Source organism: Myxococcus sp. AB056 (assembly GCF_006547365.1).
In the GTDB taxonomy this organism is placed as follows: Bacteria; Myxococcota; Myxococcia; order Myxococcales; family Myxococcaceae; genus Myxococcus; species Myxococcus virescens.
The window spans coordinates 16,721-37,609 of sequence record NZ_VHLB01000017.1; the positions used below are offsets into that span (position 1 = coordinate 16,721).

The 20,889-nt window shown below is 69.3% G+C and carries 18 protein-coding genes; 11 read left to right on the plus strand and 7 right to left on the minus strand.

The features are described 5' to 3' along the window. Positions 1 to 80 precede the first annotated feature (80 nt). Positions 81 to 1,151: an ATP-dependent Clp protease ATP-binding subunit ClpX gene (clpX, locus tag FMP39_RS10420; protein ID WP_141589769.1), complete on the plus strand. Its 1,071-nt coding sequence runs from the start codon at positions 81 to 83 to the stop codon at positions 1,149 to 1,151. A 1-nt stretch (position 1,152) separates the two neighbouring features. On the opposite strand, the gene FMP39_RS10425 is transcribed toward clpX, so the two are convergent. From FMP39_RS10425 to dnaK, 3 genes are all read right to left on the minus strand, one after another. Continuing rightward, positions 1,153 to 1,908, minus strand: coding sequence for a CvpA family protein (locus tag FMP39_RS10425; RefSeq protein WP_141589770.1), 756 nt, complete (start codon positions 1,906 to 1,908; stop codon positions 1,153 to 1,155). A 14-nt stretch (positions 1,909 to 1,922) separates the two neighbouring features. After that, positions 1,923 to 2,717, minus strand: coding sequence for a J domain-containing protein (locus FMP39_RS10430; protein WP_141589829.1), 795 nt, complete (start codon positions 2,715 to 2,717; stop codon positions 1,923 to 1,925). Positions 2,718 to 4,610: 1,893 nt separating this feature from the next. Then, positions 4,611 to 6,218 carry a molecular chaperone DnaK gene (gene dnaK / locus FMP39_RS10435; RefSeq protein WP_011552814.1) on the minus strand — a complete coding sequence of 536 codons (1,608 nt, stop codon included), beginning with the start codon at positions 6,216 to 6,218 and terminating at the stop codon, positions 4,611 to 4,613. Positions 6,219 to 6,423: 205 nt separating this feature from the next. On the opposite strand from dnaK, the gene FMP39_RS10440 reads away from it, so the two are divergent. The 6 genes from FMP39_RS10440 (at position 6,424) to FMP39_RS10460 (ending at position 11,367) form a co-directional block, all read left to right on the plus strand. Further along, positions 6,424 to 7,257: a class II glutamine amidotransferase gene (locus FMP39_RS10440; RefSeq protein ID WP_194858338.1), complete on the plus strand. Its 834-nt coding sequence runs from the start codon at positions 6,424 to 6,426 to the stop codon at positions 7,255 to 7,257. 298 nt (positions 7,258 to 7,555) lie between these two features. After that, positions 7,556 to 7,981, plus strand: coding sequence for an ATP-binding protein (locus FMP39_RS10445; protein ID WP_194858339.1), 426 nt, complete (start codon positions 7,556 to 7,558; stop codon positions 7,979 to 7,981). Beyond that, on the plus strand, positions 7,978 to 8,646 hold the full coding sequence (locus FMP39_RS10450) for an ATP-binding protein (protein ID WP_141589773.1): 669 nt from the start codon (positions 7,978 to 7,980) through the stop codon (positions 8,644 to 8,646). The genes FMP39_RS10445 and FMP39_RS10450 overlap by 4 nt, the downstream gene beginning before the upstream one ends. Beyond that, entirely contained in the window at positions 8,643 to 8,813 is a 171-nt protein-coding gene (locus FMP39_RS37385; RefSeq protein WP_194858340.1) for a hypothetical protein, read from the plus strand. Before FMP39_RS10450 ends, FMP39_RS37385 begins: the two co-directional genes overlap by 4 nt. Positions 8,814 to 9,090: 277 nt before the next feature. After that, on the plus strand, positions 9,091 to 11,019 hold the full coding sequence (locus FMP39_RS10455; protein ID WP_228557853.1) for a GYF domain-containing protein: 1,929 nt from the start codon (positions 9,091 to 9,093) through the stop codon (positions 11,017 to 11,019). Positions 11,020 to 11,037: 18 nt separating this feature from the next. Then, complete coding sequence (locus FMP39_RS10460) at positions 11,038 to 11,367, plus strand: DUF1330 domain-containing protein (protein ID WP_141589775.1); 330 nt, start codon at positions 11,038 to 11,040, stop codon at positions 11,365 to 11,367. 88 nt (positions 11,368 to 11,455) lie between these two features. On the opposite strand, the gene FMP39_RS10465 is transcribed toward FMP39_RS10460, so the two are convergent. The 4 genes from FMP39_RS10465 to polX form a co-directional block, all read right to left on the minus strand. Next, positions 11,456 to 13,651, minus strand: coding sequence for a M4 family metallopeptidase (locus FMP39_RS10465; protein WP_141589776.1), 2,196 nt, complete (start codon positions 13,649 to 13,651; stop codon positions 11,456 to 11,458). Positions 13,652 to 13,878: 227 nt separating this feature from the next. After that, complete coding sequence (mrtX, locus tag FMP39_RS10470; protein ID WP_141589777.1) at positions 13,879 to 14,598, minus strand: myxosortase MrtX; 720 nt, start codon at positions 14,596 to 14,598, stop codon at positions 13,879 to 13,881. Further along, positions 14,595 to 15,215: a serine protease gene (locus FMP39_RS10475; RefSeq protein ID WP_141589778.1), complete on the minus strand. Its 621-nt coding sequence runs from the start codon at positions 15,213 to 15,215 to the stop codon at positions 14,595 to 14,597. The genes mrtX and FMP39_RS10475 overlap by 4 nt, the downstream gene beginning before the upstream one ends. A gap of 19 nt (positions 15,216 to 15,234) precedes the next feature. Next, positions 15,235 to 16,980, minus strand: a complete 1,746-nt coding sequence (gene polX, locus FMP39_RS10480) for a DNA polymerase/3'-5' exonuclease PolX (RefSeq protein ID WP_141589779.1) — start codon at positions 16,978 to 16,980, stop codon at positions 15,235 to 15,237. Between the two features lie 78 nt (positions 16,981 to 17,058). Between polX and FMP39_RS10485 the strand changes: the two genes are divergently transcribed. From FMP39_RS10485 to FMP39_RS10500, 4 genes are all read left to right on the plus strand, one after another. Next, complete coding sequence (locus FMP39_RS10485) at positions 17,059 to 17,376, plus strand: Rieske 2Fe-2S domain-containing protein (RefSeq protein WP_090488932.1); 318 nt, start codon at positions 17,059 to 17,061, stop codon at positions 17,374 to 17,376. A 212-nt stretch (positions 17,377 to 17,588) separates the two neighbouring features. Further along, entirely contained in the window at positions 17,589 to 18,056 is a 468-nt protein-coding gene (locus tag FMP39_RS10490; RefSeq protein ID WP_141589830.1) for a molybdenum cofactor biosynthesis protein B, read from the plus strand. 165 nt (positions 18,057 to 18,221) lie between these two features. Further along, positions 18,222 to 20,264: a M20/M25/M40 family metallo-hydrolase gene (locus FMP39_RS10495; RefSeq protein WP_141589780.1), complete on the plus strand. Its 2,043-nt coding sequence runs from the start codon at positions 18,222 to 18,224 to the stop codon at positions 20,262 to 20,264. Positions 20,265 to 20,370: 106 nt separating this feature from the next. Then, complete coding sequence (locus tag FMP39_RS10500) at positions 20,371 to 20,727, plus strand: GatB/YqeY domain-containing protein (RefSeq protein WP_141589781.1); 357 nt, start codon at positions 20,371 to 20,373, stop codon at positions 20,725 to 20,727. Positions 20,728 to 20,889: the final 162 nt, after the last annotated feature.

Consider the following 20,889-nt stretch of genomic DNA (forward strand, 5'->3'; position numbering starts at 1 on the left):
TCCCGCGGGCCGACCCTCCATTCAATTCCTACCCTTTCCCCGTGAGTCATGAGGGACGCGTGGAAACAAGGGGAGGGTACATGGAGTCGTCCGCACGCAGGGAAGAGGCGCTGCTGACCCCGCGGGAAATCTACGAGCGGCTGGATCGCTTCGTCATCGGCCAGGACGGGGCCAAGCGCGCGGTGGCCATTGCGGCCCACAATCACCTCAAGCGTCTGCTGGCGCGAAGGCTGCGCCGGACGTCGCTCATCAAGAAATCCAACATCTTGCTGATGGGGCCCACCGGGAGCGGCAAGACGCACATCGCCCGCAATCTGGCGGACATCCTCCACGTGCCGTTCACCACCGTGGACGCCACCGAGTACACGGAGGCCGGCTACTACGGGAAGGACGTGGAGGTGATGATCTCCGACCTCCTCTTCAAGGCGAACCACTCCGTGGAGGACACCCAGCGGGGCATCATCTTCATTGACGAGGTGGACAAGATTGCCCGCCGCTCCCAGGGAGCCCGCAACGGTGCGGGCAGCCGCGACATCGGCGGCGAGGGTGTCCAGCAGTCGCTGCTGAAGCTGCTGGAGGGCCGCGAGGTGTACGTGCCCCTCAACGTCACCCAGGCCTGGAACAAGAGCGACTTCGTGCAGGTGGACACGCGCGACATTCTCTTCATTTGCGCGGGCACGTTCAGCGACTTGCACGACTACGGAGATGAAGGGAGCCGCGCCATGGGCTTTGGCGCGGAGGACTCGGCGACGCGCAGCCCAAAGCGCATCAGCACCCGCCAGCTGACGGACTTCGGCATGCTGGCGGAGTTCCTCGGCCGCCTGCCGGTGGTGGTGCAGTTGGAGCGGCTGGGCGAGGAGAACCTGATGCGCGTGCTCACCGAGCCGCCGGACTCCATCGTGCGCGAGTTCCGCGAGCTGCTGTCCATGGACGACCTGGAGGTGGACTTCGCCGAACCGGGCCTGCGTGAGGTGGTGCGCTATTCCGTGGAGCGGGGGCTGGGGGCTCGAGGATTGCGGTCCATCCTGGAGCACGTCATGGCGGACATCATGTTCGAGGCGCCCGAGCGGCGGCGGCGCCAGGTGACGGTGGACGCGGGCTTCGTGCGGGAGCGGCTGCGGGGGCTGGATTCGACGCAGCTGGACGTGTGAGTCAGGGCTCGCGCTCGGAGGCGCGGGCCGCGGCGCCCAGCCGGGCCGCCACGTCCGGGTCCTGGATGAGCTGGAGCACACCGTCGTGGCGCAGCAGCGCGGCGGTGTCTCCTCGGGCCAGGGCCTGCTTCAGCTTCGGGTCCTGCAGCAGGCGCTGGAAGCGAGGGTCCTTGCGCAGGGCCTTGTAGGCCGGGTCGTCCTGGAGCCGCCCCGCGCGCTTCGGATCACTGGCGGCCTTGGCGACCTCCACCAGGTTCTTCACCGGGGCGAACTGCGTCATCTCGAAGAGGTTGTAGCGGCGGGCGACTTCGATGGAGAGCGACTCCTTCGGGGACAGGCCCACGCGGCGGCCCGCGATGACGACGTGCTGTTCGAAGAAGGCGATGGCGCTGAGGACGACCCAGGCGATGATGCCCATCTTCGCGCCACCCAGCACGAAGCCGAGGAAGCGGTCCACGCCCCGGTTCTCATGGTGCTGACCGGTGGAGAGGATGCGCAGCAGCAGCGCGCCCAGGGCGTAGCGCACCGCGAGCCACGTGCAGATGAACAGGAGCACCGTGCCCACGATGGCGCCCAGGAAGAGCGGACTGCCCAGGGCCTCGGCCAGGTGTGGGGCCGCCACGGGGCCCAGGCGGCGCGAGGCGAAGTAGCCCACCGCCAGGCCCACCACGTTGGCGACCTGGCGCGACGCCCCGGTGATGGCGCCGATCATGGCGAAGAACAGCACCAGTCCGAGGATGATGAGGTCGATGACCATGGGCGCCGCCGCCGTCAGCGGATCTTGAACGAGCCGCCCTTGTCGCGAGCCTCGTCCTGGGACTGCTTCTGGACCTCCGCCAGCCGCTCCTTGTAGCGGGCGTTGGAGGGCTCATAGGTGAGCGCCATCTTCAGGTTCCGCTCGGCGGCGGACCAGTTGCCGGCGTCCGCGTCCTTCTGCGCCTGCTGGAAGAACTGGCGTCCCTTGGGGTGGGTGCCAATCTGCTCTTCCTGCTCCTTCTTGGCGGCGGCCTTGGTCTCCGCTTCGGAGGCTTCGGTGAAGCGCAGCTTCTGGGCGCGCTCGGGGCCCGTCACGTCGACGACGTACTTCTTGCGCTTCGTGTCGTCGCGCAGCACGTAGTAGGCCTCTGTGACGCGCTTGTAGAGCTCGTTGATGCGCTCCTTGAGCTCCTTGGAGTCCACGTGGAAGAAGCGGTCCGGGTGGTAGGTGCGGCTCTCCCGGTAGAAGGCGCGCTTGATGTCCGCGGGGGTGGCGGTCCTCTCCAGCATGAGCACTTCGAAGTAGTCGAGCTGGTCCAGCTTCGCGCAGCGCGATTCCAGGTCGGCGAGCTGCTGGATGTCCAGGCCCAGGTCCGTTGACTCAGCAGGCGACGGCGGTGGCGTGACCGCCGTGGCCGCGGCCGGGGCGACGGGCGGGACGATGGGTGCCACGGAAGGAATCGATGGCACCGCGCCGGATGGAGTGTGTGAGGCCGGCGTCAGCGGTGCGATGCCTGGGACGGCGGGCGCCACGGACGGGGGAGGGCGCGGCGGCGTGGCGCCAGCGGGCACCAGCGCTGGGAGGGACATGGTGGGCCGGGCACCGGGCTTCTGCTGTGGAGCCGTGGACGGCGTCACGGGAGGGACAACCTGTCCCAGCGCGAGTACGGGAGGCGGCCTCGGCGTCGGTGCTGTTCCTTGGGCGCGCGCCGGTGCGGAAGGTCCGGCGCTTGCCTGCGGCGCGGCTGCGGGGATTGCCGGGGCGACGGGCGGGACAGTCCTCGTCTGGGCCGGAGCGCGGGGCGCTACCGGGGCCACGGAGGGGACGGCGCCTGTCGATGAGGGCGCAGCCGGAGCGCCAACGGGGGCGATGGAGGGCACTGCGCCTGCGAGTGGAGCGGAGGCCCCCACGGGAGCGATGGAGGGCACTGCGCCTGCGAGTGGAGCGGAGGCCCCCACGGGAGCGATGGAGGGCACTGCGCCCGCGAGTGGAGCGGAGGCCCCCACGGGAGTGATGGGGGGAACGACACCAGTCGAGCTTGGCGACGCTGTTGCACCCATGGGCGCGATGGCAGGAGCAACGGCGGGGATTGCACCCATGGTGGGTCGCTGCGCCGGAGGAACTGCACCGGCCGGGCGAGGCGCGGGCGTCGATGCTCCCGCCGCATTGGGATTCGAGCCCTGGCGCGGGGCGGAAGTGTTGGCTCCAGTGGCAGTGGCGCCAGCCGTCGCGACGCGTGGCACGGGCGTACTCGCGCCAGCGGCGGGGGAGGCCGGTGACGGTCGCGAAGCGGGCGTGGTGGTGCCCGCAGGGGGCACGCGGGGGACAGGTGTGTTGGCGCCTGCGCCCGTCACCTGGCTCGGTACCGGCGTGGCGGCCCCCGCCGCTCCGGCGGCCGGATGCGGTACGGGCGTGGCGGCCCCCGCTGCTCCGGCGGCCGGACGCGGTACGGGCGTGGCGGCCCCCGCTGCATCGGTAGGCGGACGCGGAACAGGTGTGGCGGCTCCCGCTGCACCGGTTGGCGGACGCGGAACAGGTGTGGCGGCTCCCGCTGCACCGGTAGGCGGACGCGGTACAGGTGTGGCGGCTCCCGCTGCTCCCGCGGCCGGATGCGGCACGGGCGCGGCAGCCCCCGCTGTTGCGGCGGCCGGATGCGGCACGGGCATGGCAGCCCCCGCTGCTCCGGCGGCCGGACGCGGCACGGGCGTGGCAGCCCCCGCTGCTCCGGCGGCCGGACGCGGTGCGGGTGTCCGCGCGTCAGCTCCGCTGGTGCCCTGCGGAGCCGTGGGCCCCTGCACGCCAGGGTTCGCGAGCGCCGAACGCGGCACGGGTGTCCGAGCGTCAGCACCCGTTGCACTCGCGCTAGCCGCCGTACCCGGCGCGGACGCCGAGGTCCCTGTGCCAGCTCCCGCCGGGCGCGGCACCGGCGTCGTGGCGACCGCGGCGGATGGCGCATCTCCAGCAGCACTGCGTTGCCCCGGCACTGCGCCAGTTGCCGGCTGCCTCGCGGCAGGGCTCGTCGCGGCACCCACGGCAGGAATCGCAGGCAGCGTCGTGGGCGTGCCTCGCGGCGCACTCCCCGAACCCGGCACGGACGGCACCGCACCCGACGCCGGACGTGCCGGCGCCGCCGTGGGACTCGCACCCGGCGCCGTCGCACGTCCGGGCGTGGAAGGCGCACCCTCTCCAGCGCCCGTCCGCACCGTGGGAATGCCCGTCGTCGTGGCCCGGGGCGGCGGCACCGGGGGCGTCACGCCGGTGGGACGTGCGACAGGTGTTCCCTGGGGCCGAGGCGGCGGAGTCGGCGCGCTGGCGGCGGGCGACGACGGAATCGTCCCGGGCGTGACAGGGCCGGGGACGGCGGCCGTCACGCGCGGGACTGCGGGCCGGGCGGGCGTGGCCGGTGTCCCGGGCGTGGCTCCCGGCGGTTTGCCGGCGCTGGGGTCTGAAGGCTCGGACATCGGCGTGGTCGAGTCGCGGCCTTACTGCGCCGCGGCGGGCAGGTCGTCGCTGTTGTGGCCGGCAAGCCGGATGTTCCGGTTGGCCTGGATGGACTGCTGGATATCGGCCTCGCTCATGCCGGAGGACAGGGTGATGGAGGTCGACGTCTTCTGACCCGTCGCCGTGTCGCACGCGGACACGTGCACCAGTCCATCCGTGTTGATTTCGAAGGTGACCTCGATCTTCACCTCGCCGCGGTAGCCGATGCGGAAGCCCGCGAACTCGAACTCGCCGAGCATCTCGCACTCGTCGGCGCGGTTGGACTCGCCCTGGTACACGCGAATCTTCACCTTCTCCTGGCCGTCGCGGCTGGTGGTGAACGTCTTCGAGCGGTCGATGGGAACCGGCGTGTTCTTGTCGATGATCTTCTCGGTGTACCCACCCACCGTGCCGATGCGCAGCGACAGCGGCGTGACGTCCACCAGGAACGTCTGCGTCTTGCTGTCCAGCAGCGCGTGCGACTGGAGCGCCGCGCCCATGGCCACGACCTGGTCCGGGTTGATGCCTTCCAGCGGTTCCTTCTGGAAGTAGTGCTTCACCGAATTGCGAATGATGGGCAGCCGCGTCGGGCCGCCCACGAGGATGACCGCGTCGATGTCGGCGGCCGTCAGGCGCGCGCTCTGCAGCGCCTCGTCACACACCTTGAAGGTGCGCTGCACCAGGTCCATCACCATGCGGTTGAACTGGTCCTGGTTGAGCTGCCCACGCAGGTCCATGACGTTGCCGTCCGCGTCCTGGCAGATGCCCTGGCAGAGAATCTCTGCGGAGCCCGTCTGGCCCACGTCGATCTTCGCCTTCTCCGCGGCCTCCTTGAGCATCTGCAGGCAGAACTTGTTCTGCCGCACGTCCAGGCGCGTGCGGGCCAGGAAGTCATCCGCCAGCCACGTCATGATGCGGTCGTCGAAGTCGTCGCCGCCCAGGTACGTGTCGCCCGCGGTGGCCAGCACCTCGAAGACGTCCTTGCCAATCTCCAGGATGGAAACGTCGAAGGTGCCGCCGCCCAGGTCGTAGACCACCACGCGCTGGTTGACGTCGCGCCCGAAGCCGTACGCGAGCGCCGCGGCGGTGGGCTCGTTGAGGATGCGCAGCACCTCCATGCCGGCGATGCGGCCTGCGTCCTTGGTGGCCTGGCGCTGGTTGTCGTTGAAGTACGCGGGCACGGTGACCACGGCCTTGGTCACCTCCTGGCCCAGGTACGTCTCCGCCACCGCCTTCAGCTCCTTGAGCACCAGCGCGCTGATCTCCGGGAGTGAATAGGAGTGCTCGTTCATCGCGATGCGCACCGAGTTGTTGTCGCCCTCCACGATGCGGTACGGCATCACCGCCTGCGCCTTCTTCACCTCGTCGGAGAAGTAGTAGCGGCCGATGAGGCGCTTGGCGGAATAGACGGTCTGCTCGGGGTTGGTGATGATGTTCTTCTTGGCCGCGTTACCGACCAGGACCGAGCCATCCTCGAGGAACGAGACGCAGGAGGCGTGAGTCGTCTCTCCCCACTCGTTGGGGATGACGGTGGGCTGGCCGTCCTGGACCACCGCCACGCATGAGAATGACGTGCCCAGGTCGATGCCGATTGCGATGTCGTCCGCCATTCCATCTCCGGTGAAGACCTTCAGCAGAGGTCCGTCGGTGAAGGGCACGGAGGTTAGGCACCCCCAGAAGCGGGTGTCAACGTTCCCGTGTCAATAAAGCCCAGCCATTTCAAGGGCTTAGCGAGGGTGCAAGGGAGCACGCCCACCGGCTTGAGGGGGCGCTCCGAGGCCATTATCTCTCATGGCGAAGGGGGTTTACTCATCCATGTCCGTCATCCTCGCCGCTCTGACGTCCGACCCGAACCTGCTGCGCTGTGAGCTGCACCGCCTCCAAGGCCAGGTCCTGCTCCAGGGAGAGCCGAGGGCGAACGCCGTGGGGGTGGGAGCCTACGCCCAGGAGGAGGTCCTGTTGCGGCGCTTCTCCAGTAGCGAGGCACTGTCCCTGGACTCGCTCGTGCCCCCGCATGAATCGGAGGCACTGCTGTTCCACGCCGGCCAACTGCCCGTGGGCTTGTCGCTGGAGGAGAATACGCAGCCCTTCCGCTCCCGGCGCTGGTTGTTCGCCCTTCACGGCGGCGTACAGGGTTTCGAGCTGCTTCGTGCTCCGTTGCTGGCGTCGCTGCCGGACCACCTGCGGCGTCAGGTGCGTGGCGGCACCGAAGGGGAGCTGCTGTTCGCCGTCTTCCTCAGGCGCCTGCGCGACCTGGGCCGCACGGAGGATCCACGGCTGGAGGCCGAGGTCGCTGGACGCGTGCTGGCGGACACGGCGCGCGAGGTGGCGCAGGCCGCGGCCCAGGCCGGCGTGACACGCACGCCCACGCTCAACCTGGTGGCCACCAACGGCATCCTCCTGGCGGCGACCCGGTACGGCGAGCATCCCTTGTACTGCACGCGGCTGGAGGGGGCGGCCGAATGCGAATTGTGCGAGGTGACGCCCTCGACACCCGATACGCAGCCTGCGGTGGGAGCGCACCGCCGCCGCCGCACGGTCGTGGTGGCCAGCGCGCTCAAGCGCACCGCGGGATGGGTGGAGCTGGCTCATGGCCACACGCTGGCGGTGGGGCCGGATCTGCAGATGCACGAGCTGTCCGGCACGTGAGCGACGTACGCGAGGCAGGCGCCTGGAGGCCGCTCCCGAAGCGGATGCGGGCCTCGGCGCCACCTCGTGGAAGTCCCGGCGGTCCCGGCATGAAGCGCTGAACTCCCGACCGCGCTTCACGAATACCCCTCATTCACACCCAGGCTTTCCCGAGATGGGCGCTCCGGGTCCAGGATGACTGCGAGCCGCTTTACATCCCCGGAGGGGAAGTGCTTCCATTGAGGGTGCTTCATTGAAATATTGAAGATTCGCTGGATTTTCGGTGCTCGTGTCTCCCATGCTCTCAGAAGTTGAGCCGATGTTCAGCATCGAGATCCGCTTGAGGTCGGATACGGCGGTCGCCGCCGCGTTGAGCCTCCGCTACGCCCGTGAGCATGGCCTGACGGCGCAAGCCAGCGCCGAGGTGGCGGTGGTGGTGAGCGAGCTGGCCACCAACCTGGTGCGCCACGCGGGTGGCCGGGGCTGGGTGGAGCTGTGGCGCGAGGCGGAGTGGCTCTTCATCCGCTCCCGCGACCGCGGCCCCGGCATGGAAGACCCATCCCGATTCTTCGCTGGCAGGGAAGGGCGTCCGAGCCCGCTGCCCGGAGAAAGCCTGGGCGAAGGCGGGGCCGCGGTGCGACGGCTCACCGACGACGTCCAGGTGGCCAACCGCGAAGGTGGAGGGTTCGAGGTGCTGGCGCGCAAGCGGGTGGTGGTCCAGGCGAAGAAAAGGAGGCAGGGGTGAGCGGTGGTTGGGTGTGCTCGGCGCTGTTTCGCGTCTTGCGGCAGTTCATGTCGGAGACGGCCGCGCAGTTGGTGCTGCGAGGCACCGTGGAGTCCCTCCGGCTGTCCCTGGACACGGCGACCACGGCGGACCTGCCGCGCATCATCGAGGCGCTGGAACCCGCCACCCGCCACTTCGTGGACCCTTCTCGTCGGCAGCAGATGATGGCGCAGCTTCGCGCGCAGCTCGCGCCCTCAGCGGGGCCGGAGGGCACGGCCACTTCCGCCCCGGCGGAGGTCCGGGCGACCACCTATCTGGTGCGCACGGAAGCGGACGCCAGTCACGCGCGGCTCGCCGCCCGGATGCTGTGTGAATCCCTGGGCGGGCGCGGCTACGAGTGCCAGAAAGTGGATACGGCGGTGAGTGAGCTGGCGCGCAACCAGATTTCGTATGCGGGGGGCGGAACCATTCAGCTCGCGCCGCAGCTGACGCCCAAGCGGCTGCTGCGTGTCAGCGCCGAGGACTCCGGGCAAGGCATCCCGGACCTGGAGCGCGTGCTGTCGGGGACGTACGAGAGCAAGACGGGCCTGGGCCTGGGCTTGTTGGGCGTGAAGCGGTTGGCGGACCGCTTCGACGTGCGCACCGGCCCGAAGGGCACGCAGGTGGACTTCGAGGTGTGGCTGTGAGGTTCGCGGTCGCCCACCGCTCCCGTCCCAAGGTGGGGGCGCTGGAGAATGGCGACGGCGTCGTGGTGCGCCAGGAATGCGCCCGGACGCTGGTGGCGGTGGTGGACGCGTTGGGGCACGGGCCCGTGGCCGCGCAGTTGCCCGCGCCTACGAAGTCCTCTGTTTGATCGCCGGAGCGTGCGTGTGCCGGCACGTGCCGCGAGGTGTGCGGCACTGCTCTCGCTCCCACGCGTGGCGCATCGACGACTGTGTGTCCATGCCGCACAGTCGGGACATTGTACGAACATGGGCCATGGGAACTACGCTAGGGCTCCGTCCCACGTGGGGGCTGTGTCCACCTCCGCGCAGATGCTCGCCGTTGACGAATCGCCGTGGTGGCATTCCATTGGGTGAGGTCTGATGGTGCGGCTTAATCGGGACCGGATGGAATCAAGGAGCGGGTCGATGGCCGGCAACTCAGGGGAAGACAACGCCAACCCGGGAAACGCCCGGGAGGTGGCCCCAGAGCGCCCTGAGGAGGGCGATTCGCCCGTGTTGGATGGCGTGTCGGATGCGGAGCTGGACGCCATCGTGGGCCAGCTGCGCACGGACAAGAGCCTTCGTACCCGGCCCAGCGCGCAGCCGCGCTACCGCGAGGCCACGCAGTCGGAGCGACTGCACCGGGGCGCGGGCCGTTCACGGGCGTCCACCCTGGGCGAGGAGGAGGCGCCGCCGAAGGAAGCCGCGCCTGTCGTGAAGCATGCCTGGTACTTCGTTGCGGGCGGCTCGGCCTACGGTCCTCACGACCTCGCGGACCTGAAGGCCCACGTGGAGCGGGGTTTTCTGGGCTTTGATTCCCTGTGCTGGCGCGAGGGGTTCAGTGAGTGGCTGCCCCTGGGGCACATCCCGGAACTCGCCTCCGTGCTGCTTCCGCCGGCCGTGCCCGCGGGACCTCCGCCCATTCCGCCGGAAGCGTCCGGGGCCTTCATGCCCCAGGCCGCGCGCGCGGTGGACGTGTCCGAGGCCACCACGGAGCGGGTGATCCTGAACGCACCAGGCACGGTGGTGCCCCCCTTCGCGGCCATTGCTCCCGCCGCCGTCGTGGCCACTCCCGCGGTGAGCGCTGTCGCCATGCCGCAGACGCAGGCGTCCGACCCACCACTTTCCGTGGAGGCCCCAGGGGCTCCGGCCGCGGGCGTTGTCGTCGGGCCTGCTCCAGAAGCTGTTGTCGCGACGCTCGCACCGGAACCTGTCACCGCGCCGGCCGCGAGTGACCTCGCCGCGTACGGAGCCCCGGCGTCGGACCCGATGCCCGTGGCGGAGCCCGTGGGAACCCACGCGGTGCTCGCGTCGCCGTCCCCCGAGGAACGCGCGCGTCGCAAGCGCCGGCTGGGTTTCATCCTGGCGGGTGGTGCCATCGGCGGCGTGTCGGTGGCCCTGGCGCTGAGCGTCCTGGGCGTTGGGGGCGGCCGTGGTGCCGCGAACCCCGGTGAGCCCGTGGACACGACGCGTGGCACCGGTGCGCCGCCGCCCGCGGAACAGCCGGTGGCCGCCGCGCCCTCGCCGGAAGCGGCCGTGGCTGCGAGCCAGGGCGGCGCGGCGTCGGGTTCCTCCACGTCAGCGGGCGGCACGGGCAGCGCGAGCCTGGGCATCCGCGGCGCGGGCGTCGCGACGTCGGCCGCCGAGGGCGCACGCGACCCGAGCCCGGTGCAGGAGCCCACGCGCCCATCGACGCCCTCGCTCTCGGCCGTCTCGGTCGAACGCGGAGGCCGCGTGCCGGAGCTGACCGGCACGGAGAGCACGGCGCGCGCCGCGACCGGCGGCGGACGGCCGTCGCCGGAGGAGCGTGTCTTCGAGCGGCCCACGGGCAGTCTCTCCTCGCGAGACGTCGCCGTGGCCTTCGTCATCGGGAAGCACTCCGTGGCGCCTGCTCCGGAGCCGGCGCCCGCCAAGCGGCCCGCGACGACGGTGGCGGAAGCCGCGACGGCTGGCAGCTCGGAGGACGACCTGGGGCCCGACGCGGACTTCGACCGCATGCTCTCCGGCCCAGGGCCCAACGCCACCAAGCACCACAAGCCGACCGTCTACGTTCCGCCCGACCCGACGGCGCCGCGCGAGTCGCTCGACCTGGCCACCGTCTTCGCGGTGGTGCATGCCCGGCGTTCGGAGCTCGCGGCGTGTGCCCGGGAGCAGTCCTCGCCGCCGCAGGAGGGGGACCGGGCAGTGCTGCGCTTGAGCGTCCTTCCGAGCGGGAAGGTGGAGTCCATCACCACCGAGACGCCGTGGCTGCGAGGCACGTCGCTCGTGCGTTGCATGCAGCAGAAGATAGGCGCCTGGACGTTCCCCAGGCATCGAACGCAGGGAGCGCCCGTCGTCTTCCGATACGAGTTCTGAGCCGCGCGAGGAGCGCCCATGCCTGCTTACGTCCTGATCGAGGTCTCGGTGCACGACGCGCAGACCTACGAGCGGTACAAGCAGCTCGCGCCTCCGTCGCTCAAGCCCTACGGGGGCCGCTATCTTGTCAAGGGTGGCCCCACCCAGGCCCTGGAAGGCAACTGGCAGCCCCCGCGCTTCGTCCTGCTGGAGTTCCCCAGCGTGGAGCTCGCCAGGGCCTGGTGGGCATCCCCGGAATACGCCGCCGCCAAGGCGCTCCGCCACGAAAGCGCGCACTCCATCATGTTGCTGGTGGATGGCGTGCCGGCCACGACGCCCGTCACCGAAACAGGGGAGTCGCCGGCCTGAGTGGCCGCTGGAAAGCCGAAGCCCGGCGCCAGTCCGCGGTGTGTCGCGGGCCGGGCCGGGCTTGGGTGTCTTCAGTGAAGCGGGAGGACTAGTTCACGCCGACGGCGGTCCAGCTCTCCTTGACCTTCGCCACTTCAGCGGAGTCCGCGCCGTAGAGGTCCGTCGCCGCGTTGATGGTCGCGGTGCGGGCCTGGGCGAACGTGGTGCTCGGCGTCATGTAGTGAGCCAGGGCGCGGTAGTAGATCTTCAGGCCCTTCTCCATGCCGATGGCGTCCTTCACCTCGATGCCGGACGTGCGGTTGGTTCCGCCGTTGGTCAGCAGGTAGAAGGCGTTGTTCGCGATGCCGCTGGAGCCGTGCACCTCGGTCTGCTTCGGGTAGTTCTTGTAGTTGTCGACCGAGTAGTTGTCCTTCGTCGGATCGTCCATGTAGCGCAGACCGTCGGTGGGGTCGCCGTCCTTCGGCGTCCAGGCCGTCTCGCCCACCGTCCAGTTGAACTTCACGTCGGGGTTCTTCTGGGACGCGTACCACTCGAGGCCAGCGCCCATGATGTCGCTCATCGCCTCGTTCAGACCACCGGACTCGCCGCGGTAGATGAGGCCGGCGGTGCGCTCGGTGAGGCCGTGGGCGATCTCATGGCCCGCGATGTCCAGCGCGGTGAGCGGACCGGAGTTGCGGCCGTCGCCGTCGCCGTAGCTCATCTTCTCGCCGTCCCAGTACGCGTTCACGTAGTTGTTGCTGACGTGGACGTAGGACACCAGCTTCTCACCCGCGCCGTCGATGGAGTCACGGCCGAGGATGTCCTTCATGTAGTCGTACATCATCTGGCCGCCGTAGTGCGCGTCCACCGCGGCCTTGTTGCGCTCCGGGTCCGTGGCCTCGCCCCAGACGTCGTTGTTGTCCTTGATGGGCGTCTGGCCGCTGGCGCGCTCGCGGTTCATCGCGTCGTAGGTCGCCACGCCCTTGCCGCGCGTGCCGTCCTCGAGCGTGTACGTGCCGTCCGCCTGCTTCTTCGTTTCCAGCGCGACCTTGCCGCTGTACATGGACGTGTCGTCCGCGATCTTCTCGCCGGGACCGGGCTCGTTGGGCTCAACGGCCTTCGGGGTGATGGTCAGGCCCCAGCTGTTCAGCGTGCCCGTGTCGCGGCGCGCGTTGTCCTTCACCGACAGCGTCCACTCGCCCTTCGCGGACTCGCCCGCGAAGGCGCTCAGGTCGAAGCTGCCCTTGATGTGGTCCGCGCTGCCGCCCTTGCGGTTGTGCACCGTCTCCGACTTGCCGGAGGGGCTGGTGAGCGTGACCGACAGGTCGCCCTTGAACGTGTGGTCGATGTCCAGGTCCAGCTTCAGCTGGTCCACGGTGCCGTCCTGGGTCACGTTGATCTTCGACGTGACGGTGGCCAGGTCGGCGATCTCCGCCTTCGGCGTGGCCGAGGCCTTGATCTCGGAAGCCGTCGCGGCAGCGCCGTGGGCGTGGTCCGCGCCGTGGGCGTGGTCGGCGTGGTCCGCGCCTTCGGCGTGGCTGTGGCCGTGCGCGGCGCCGTGCTGGCGGGCGAAGCCGTCAATGGTGTTGAACTGCTCGAAGAGCTTCCCGGTGTTGGCGTCCACCAGGTAGTTCATCTTGCGCGGATTGTCGGTGCCATCCACGTTGGTGACTTCCACCCGGTAGGCGGAGTGGTACTCACCGGAGATGTCCTTGTAGATGACGCGCTCGGAGTTCGGCTGGCGGTCCGGCTTGCCGTCGAACGCCTTCATCGCGATGTCCAGCGCCTGGCTGTGCGACACCTTGGGCTTCTCCTTGCCCAGGCCGGCCGGGATCTCAGACTGGTCGCCGGTGGTGCTCTTGACCTTGCCCTCGGCGTCGAGGTGCGTGACGACCTGCTCGCCGAAGACCTTCACGCCCTCGTGCTGGCGGTCCAGACGCACGTGCGTCATGCCCAGCGAGTCACGCTCCACGCTCTTCGGCGTGTACGCCGGGAACTGCACGCCGCCGATGATGCCGGGGTTGCGGATGGAGGTCTGGGTGGAGGGGGCCAGGTGCGCCAGCGACGTCTGGATGGCGGTCTGCGCCTCGCGGCTCTCCAGGGAGAGCCGGCCCACGGGAGGCGGCAGCGGCTTCAGCGTCTTCTCCGCGCGCGCCAGGTCCGACGTCTTGGCCGCGGGACCGAACCCGTCCTTGATGACGTTCGGGGCGATGGTCGCGGGCTTGGCGGCCGTCTTCGACTGAGCCTCGGAAGCAGCAGTGGAGCGAATCGTGGGCTTCGGACCTTCGGTGCGGCGAATCGTCATTGGGGGTCTCGAACTCAGTGCAAGGGGGTTGAAGAGTTATCGCCGCAGTGTGGTGCAGAGTTTCTTGCGATATTTTCGACGCAATAAGCCATTCTCGGAAGGCAAGTAAAACCTTGTCGAGATTCCGTTGAAATCAGGTTACGGGCGCGTAAACACGCCCATTTTTCACGGGTGGTGCGCTCGGTGCTGCTGCATGGAGTGGGGGGCGCGGCGAAACTCGGCAGAAATCAGCCGAAAAAAGAAACCTCGAGAAACCGCACATAGAGGTTGCAAGCCGCGTGAAACAGGGCGGCGCCGATGACGGTGCCGGTGCGCTCCCGCATCCACCCGAAGATCAGCGCTGGGAAGAACACGGACAGCCGCCACGCCTGGAAGATGGCCAGGTGGCCCAGGGCGAAGAGCAGCGCCGTCAGCCAGAAGGCGGGGCCCAGCCGGCCCCCCAGGAACTTACGGCCCTGGGGCCAGGCGTCGCGCAGCCGCGTCTGGAGGTAGCCCCGGTAGAAGAACTCCTCTGGCAGCGCGACGACGAAGAGCTGGTCGATGAACCACTCGCCGAAGCGCGGGGGCAGGCGGGGCTGGAAGCGGGCCTCGCCCATCAGCGGAGTGAGGTGCTTGGCCAGCGCCGGGGGCAGGTGGGGGAGCACCTCCACGAACGCGGCGAACCCCAGGAAGAAGAGAGGGCCCACCACCGCGGACAGCAGGAGGAACAGGCGCAGGTCCTCGCGCCACGCGCGCAGCGACAGGCCGTAGTCCCCGTAGTCCTCGTCCCGCCAGCGCATGGGGATGAGCGGCAGGTAGAGGAAGCCCACGGTCGCGACCAGCTTGGGGACGCTGGTGCCGCCCAACAGGAGGAACGCGGCGACGATGGACAGGAAGCCCACGGCCCACAAGCCCACCGTTTCCTGCACGGCGTTCGGTCGCCAGGGCGTCGTCACGGCCTGGGTCATGGCATGTCCACCGACGCCAGCTCCACCTTCACGGCGCTCAGCGGAAGCACCCGGCAGCCGCGACGGTGCTTCTTCACCACCACCGCCACCAGCCGCGCCTCCGCGTCGAAGACGGGGCTGCCCGCGGGCAGGGCCAGGGGGACGTCATAGAAGGGGGCCTGGGTCGCCCGGGCTCGCGCCGGCACGGGGCGCGCGGGCTGGCCCTTCTTGGCGGGGAGGACGCCCACCAGCCAGAGGCCCTCAAGGCTGTCGCCGTCCCGAAGCACCTTCACGGGCGCCGCCGGGTACGCGCCATCCGGAGCGGCGAGCACCGCAATCTGGAGGTCCTGGCTGGCCATCACCACGCGGGCGGGCAGCGTCTTTCCGTCGTGCTCCACCGTGGCGGCATTCAGGCCGGTGAAGCTGGCCCCCACTGGAGTGACGGAGGTGAGGACCTGCCCCGCGGACCCCACGAAGACGCCGGGCCCCGCGTTCCGAGGCCCCTTGACGTGCACCACCGAGCGCCCGTGTCGCTCCAGCACCCGTTGGAGGTCGGCGCGCGAGGGCTTGTCGGCCTCCGCCGCGGCGGAGGCGAAGGGGAGGAGGCAGAGGAGGAGCAGCGGCGGCAGGCGGGACATCGGCGGGTGCCGCAGCCTATCACCGGCGCTCGCGCAGCGCGGTGACGAAGCGGTCCGCCGGGAGCGTGTTGAGCACGTCCCGCTTCCGGGCCCAGCCCCGGCGCGCGGTGGCCACCGCGAAGGCCAGGTTCCTCAGGTCCTCCTTCTGGTGCGCGTCGCAGCTCACCACCAGGCGGACGCCCTGCTTCACGGCCTGCCGGACATATTCAGCCTTGATGTCCAGGCGCGCGGGCTTGCCATTGACCTCCACGGCCACGCCGCGTTCGGCGGCCCGCTCCAGGACCTCGTCCATGCGGACGGGGTAGGGCTCCCGGCTGTTGATGAGCCGGCCGGTGGGGTGCCCCAGAATCTGGAGGCAGGGGTTGTCCATCGCGGTCAGCAGCCGGCGCGTCATCTGGTCCTCGTCCATGCCGTGCCGGACGTGGATGGAGCCGATGACGACCTCGAGCTGCTCCAGGACGCTGTCGGCGTAGTCGAGCGCGCCGGACTCCAGGATGTCGACTTCGATGCCCTTGAGCAGCCGCACGCCGGAGACGGCCGCGTTGATGCGGTCGATCTCCTCCCACTGGCGCTTGAGGTCATCCACCTTCAAGCCGCCTGCGTAGATGGCTGCCTCGCTGTGCTCGGTGATGGTCAGGTACTTCAGGCCCAGCGCCCGCGCCGCGAGCGCCATCTCCTCCAGGCTGTTGCGCCCGTCGGACCAGGTGCTGTGCGCGTGGACCGCGCCCTGAACGTCCTCCAGCGTGAGCAGGTCCTGGGGAAGCTTTCCCGCGCGTGCGGCCTCCACCTCGCCGTTGTCCTCCCGCAGCTCGGGGGGCACGTACTGCATGTCCAGCAGGGCGTAGAGCCCGGACTCCTCCGTCACGGGCACCTTGGTGCCGTCGTCCCGGTGGACGCCCCATTCGGAAATCTTGAGGCCGCGCTCCTGCCCCAGGTTGCGCAGGCGGATGTGGTGCGCCTTGGAGCCGGTGAAGTGGTGCAGGGCGGTGGCGAAGTCCTCGTCGGGGAGCACGCGCAGGTCCACCTGGAGGTCTCCGGCCTCCAACCGCACGGAGCATTTGCTTTCGCCCTTGCCCAGCACCGTGGCCACGCCGGGGGCGTTCGCCAGGGCATCCAGCACCGGTTCAGCCTCCGGCGCGGAGGCGATGATGTCCACGTCCGCCACGGTCTCCGCCTGCCGGCGCACGCTGCCGCCCAGGCTGGCGCGCACCACGCCCGGCGCGGCCTTCACCCGCTCCAGCAGCGCCGTGGCCACCGGCAGCACCTCGCCCAGCAGCTTGCGCTCGCCGCGCGCGCGGCGGTACAGGGCGATGCCTTCCAGCATCTTCGCTTCGCTCTTCGCGCCGAAGCCGCGGACCTGCCGCACGCGGCCCTCACGGCAGGCCCGCTCCAGCTCCTCGATGTTGCTCACCTGGAGCTCACGCCAGAGCGTGGCCACCTTCTTCGGCCCCACGTCGGGCAGCTGCGTCAGCTCCAGCAGCCCGGGAGGAAACTGCGCCCGCAGCTCCTCCAGGTAGCCGAGCCGGCCGGTGGACACCAGCTCGGAGATCTTCTCGGCGAGCGCGCGGCCGATGCCTGGGAGGCTCTCCAGCCGGCCTTCCGCGACCAGGGGGCCCAGCTCCTGGGGCAGCCCGGCGATGCGGTCCGCCGCCATGTCATAGGCGCGGACGCGGAACCCGCTTTCGCCCTGGAGCTGGAGCAGGAGGGAGATGTCACGGAGGACCTGGGCGACGGTGGCCTTGTCGACAGCGGTGGGGATGGTCACGTCGGGAGTCACTGGGAGAAGGTAATGCCCGGGCATCGGGAGTGCAGCCAGTCCTGCGTTGTGGGAAAAGGGGCCGCGATGACGAAGATCAAGCTGGGACCGGCGGACTTCGCCGAGAGAGAAATGCGGGGCTACGAGGTCGGCAAGCGCAACGTGTGTATCGCGAAGATCCACGGGCGCTACAAGGGCCTGGATGACTGGTGCAACCACGCTGGATGTCTGCTGTCCGGCGGTCGCATCGAGGACAACATGGTCGTCTGCCCGTGTCATGAGGTCGGTTTCGACATGGACACCGGGCGCAACGCGACCTCGCCGGGGGTCTGTGACGACCAGCCGACGGTGCAGGTCGCGGTCGAAGACGGCACGCTCGTCATCGACTGGCCCGACACGCCCTGAAGTCCATCTCGCACTCCGGAGCACCTGTCATGGCACACGACCACGACCACGACCACGACCATGGGCCTCACGGGCACCATCACCATGACCACGGGCCTCATGGGCACCACGGTCATGACCACGACCACACGCATCATCACCACGACCACCATCATCACCACCCGCACGGCCACGACCACGGTCCGGCGGAGGAGCACAAGGCGCGAGCGCCGGTGCATGTCAGCGCCTTCATCGTGACGTGCTCGGACAGCCGCGATGCGGCGCGCGATGACAGTGGCCGGGTCCTGCGCGAGGGACTGGAGGCGGCGGGCCACGGCATTGCTGGCACCATCGTGGTGAAGGATGAGCCGGAAGCCATTCGCGGCGCGCTGGAAGCCGCGCGCGAGGCGGGGGCCCGGGCCGTGTTGTTCACCGGAGGCACCGGTATTGGCCGGCGCGACTGCACGGTGGAGACGCTGCGTCCGCTGTTCGAGAAGGAACTGCCAGGGTTTGGTGAACTCTTCCGGATGCTGTCCTACCGACAGGTGGGGAGCGCGGCGATGATGTCCCGCGCCACGGCGGGCACCTATCAGGGGATGATTCTCTTCGCGCTGCCAGGCTCGCCCAAGGCCGTACGGCTCGCGCTGGAGGCGCTCATCCTCCCTGAGCTGGGCCACGCCGTGCGTGAGCTGTCGCGTTAGCGTCCGCTCCGCGTTTGTCTCAAGCCATGAGAATGGCTGAGGCCGGCGTGTTTTGTCGCGAGCAGTGTCCCCTGTTTTCGCCGGAAGTGTAAGTTGACGGTGAAGGCAGGGACTTCTCTTCCTGCCATCTCAACCGCACGTCCCCGCCTGGCAGTGGAGAAACGTATGTCCATGAAGCGCCTCGCTTCAGTCCTCCTGGTGCTCTGTAGTGTCTCGGCGTTCGCGAAGGCGCCCCCGGCGAAGGCGCCGGACCGCGAGGTGTGGATCACCCTCGGTTCGGATGCCCTCGAACACGTCAACACCGCTTTCGCCAACGCCGGACATGCGGCGCCGTCGATGAGAGGGCAGAAGGCGGACGTCACCGCGCTGCGCGTGCGTGAGTCCCAGCTCAACCTCATCTCGCGGATGATGCACGAGAAGCTCAACCGCTGTGGTGGCTTCATCTACCACGACACCGAAGCGGCCGCGCTCGCCGCCCTGGACCCGTCGGTCGCGGCGAAGGCCGCCAAGGCCACCGCCGTCACGTACAGCCTCGACAACGCGTCGACAGTCAACGCGTTGCAAGCGGGGGTTCAGGAACTCTCCATCCGAGGGGTCATCGACCATCTGTCCAGCTATGCGACGCGTTACTACACGTCGACGACGGGCGTGGCGTCCGCCAACTGGCTGAAGGGCTACTGGGAGTCGCTGGTTCCTGCGACACGCTCCGACGTCACCGTCGAATTCTTCAACCACGCCTTGTGGGCGCAGCCTTCCGTCATCTTGACGATTACCGGCACCACCCTGTCGGAAGAGGTCGTCGTGCTCGGTGGCCACCTGGACTCCACCAGCAGCGGCAGCACGGCTCCCGGCGCGGACGACGATGCATCGGGAATCGCCACGCTCACCGAGGTGATTCGCGTGGCCATGCTCCAGAACTACCGCCCGGAGCGCACCGTGAAGTTCATGGCCTACGCGGCCGAGGAAGTGGGCCTGCGCGGCTCTTCGGCAATCGCCGCCAAGTACGCGGAGGATGGAGTCGACGTGGTGGGCGTGCTCCAGCTCGACATGACGAACTACAACCTGCGGTCGAACATCGACGTGGCCCTGGTGAGCGACCGGACGAACGCGGCGCAGAACACGTTCGTCACCAACCTCATGGACACGTATCAGCCCGAACTCGAATGGACCACGACGACGTGTGGCTACGCGTGCTCGGACCATGCGTCGTGGACGAGCGCGGGCTTCGCGGCCTCGATGCCCTTCGAGGCGCCGCTGAGCGCGTCCAACCCGTACATCCACTCCGTCAATGACACGCTCCACAACAGCGGGGGCGATGCCCGTCACGCGCTCAAGTTCGCGAAGCTGGCCGCCGCGTATGTGGCGGAGCTGGCGAAGGGTGGGGTGACGATTGACGAGACGCCGCCGGAGGTCGCCATCACCGCCCCGGCCGCCGGCAGCACGGTGACTGGAATTACGACGGTCACCGCCTCGGCCACGGATGCTTCCGGTGTGAACCGCGTGGAGTTCTTCGTGGACGGTGAACTGAAGGCGACGGACACCACGGCGCCTTACGCGTTCGACTGGGACACGGCCGCGGTGCCCAATGGCAGCCACACCGTGACGGCGCGGGCGGTCGACCTCGTGGGCGTCGCGGCGACCAGCGGCGGGGTGTCCGTGACGGTGAGCAATGCGACCAGTACGGCTGGATTCGATTCAGTCCTGGGGGCGCCGCGGTGTGCCTCGGCATCCAACGCGTGTGATTCCGGCACGCTGCTCAATGGCCGCGGCGGCTACGTCGGGCCCGAGATGAACGCGCCGAACACCATCAAGAACTCCTGCAAGGACGGCTTGTCGGGTGTGCACCTGGTTGACCAGTCGAATGAGCGCATCGTGGTGTCCTCGCTGGACGGGACGAACTTCGCGCCGGGCAAGCTGGTGCGCGTCGATGCAACGGTCTTCGCCTACAACAAGCTCAACGACAAGCTGGACCTGTTCTACGCGGCCGACGCCAACAACCCTGTCTGGCAGCTCATCACCACGATGCCCGTTCCGTCCAAGGGCCTCCACACGCTGTCCGCCACCTACACGCTGCCGGAGGGCAGCGCCGCCCAGGCCGTGCGAGCGGTCTTCCGCAACCGCGGGAGCACGGCACCTTGCGTGGAGGGCAACTACAACGACCACGACGACCTCATCTTCGCCGCGCAGCCGTCCGCGTTGCTGCGCTGACGCTCTTGGTGCATCGGGTCCCCAGGCTTCGTCGCTGTCTGGGCCTGGGGACCTCTGACGGAGCGCGCACCTTGAGTCGCCCCACGCGCGTCGATAGGGTGCGCGCATGCGAACGGTGGATGAGTGGAAGGCGGTACTGCGCGCCGCATTGAAGGAGGCCATGCGCTCGCGGAGCTCGCAGGCTTCAGCGGTGCTTCGCGAGCTGCTCGCGGCCATCGACAACGCGGAAGCACCGGACATGCGCGTGGCGCCCACCGCCGTGGGTGACGTGTTCGCCGGAAGCGCTGGTGGGCTGGGGCATGGCGAAGTGTCCCGGCTGGCCTTGACTCCGGAGGCCGTGCAGGCCGTCATCGACCGCGAGCTTCAAGAGCGGCGCGACGCGGTGGCCCTCTACGAGAAGCTCGGCAAGCAGGACGAGGCGAGTGCCGTGAAGGCCCAGCTGGATGTGCTCCTGGCGCTATGAGGCGCGAAGGCGCACGAATGCCCGCGGCGAGCATCGGGAAGACGGGCGGGCCGCATGCCGTTCCTGGACTCTGTGGGACTGCCTGACGTGACACCGCGCTCGAAGAGACGCACTGCCCTGGTTGCTGGACTCTCGCCCCGAGCCGCCGAGCACCTCCGGCCA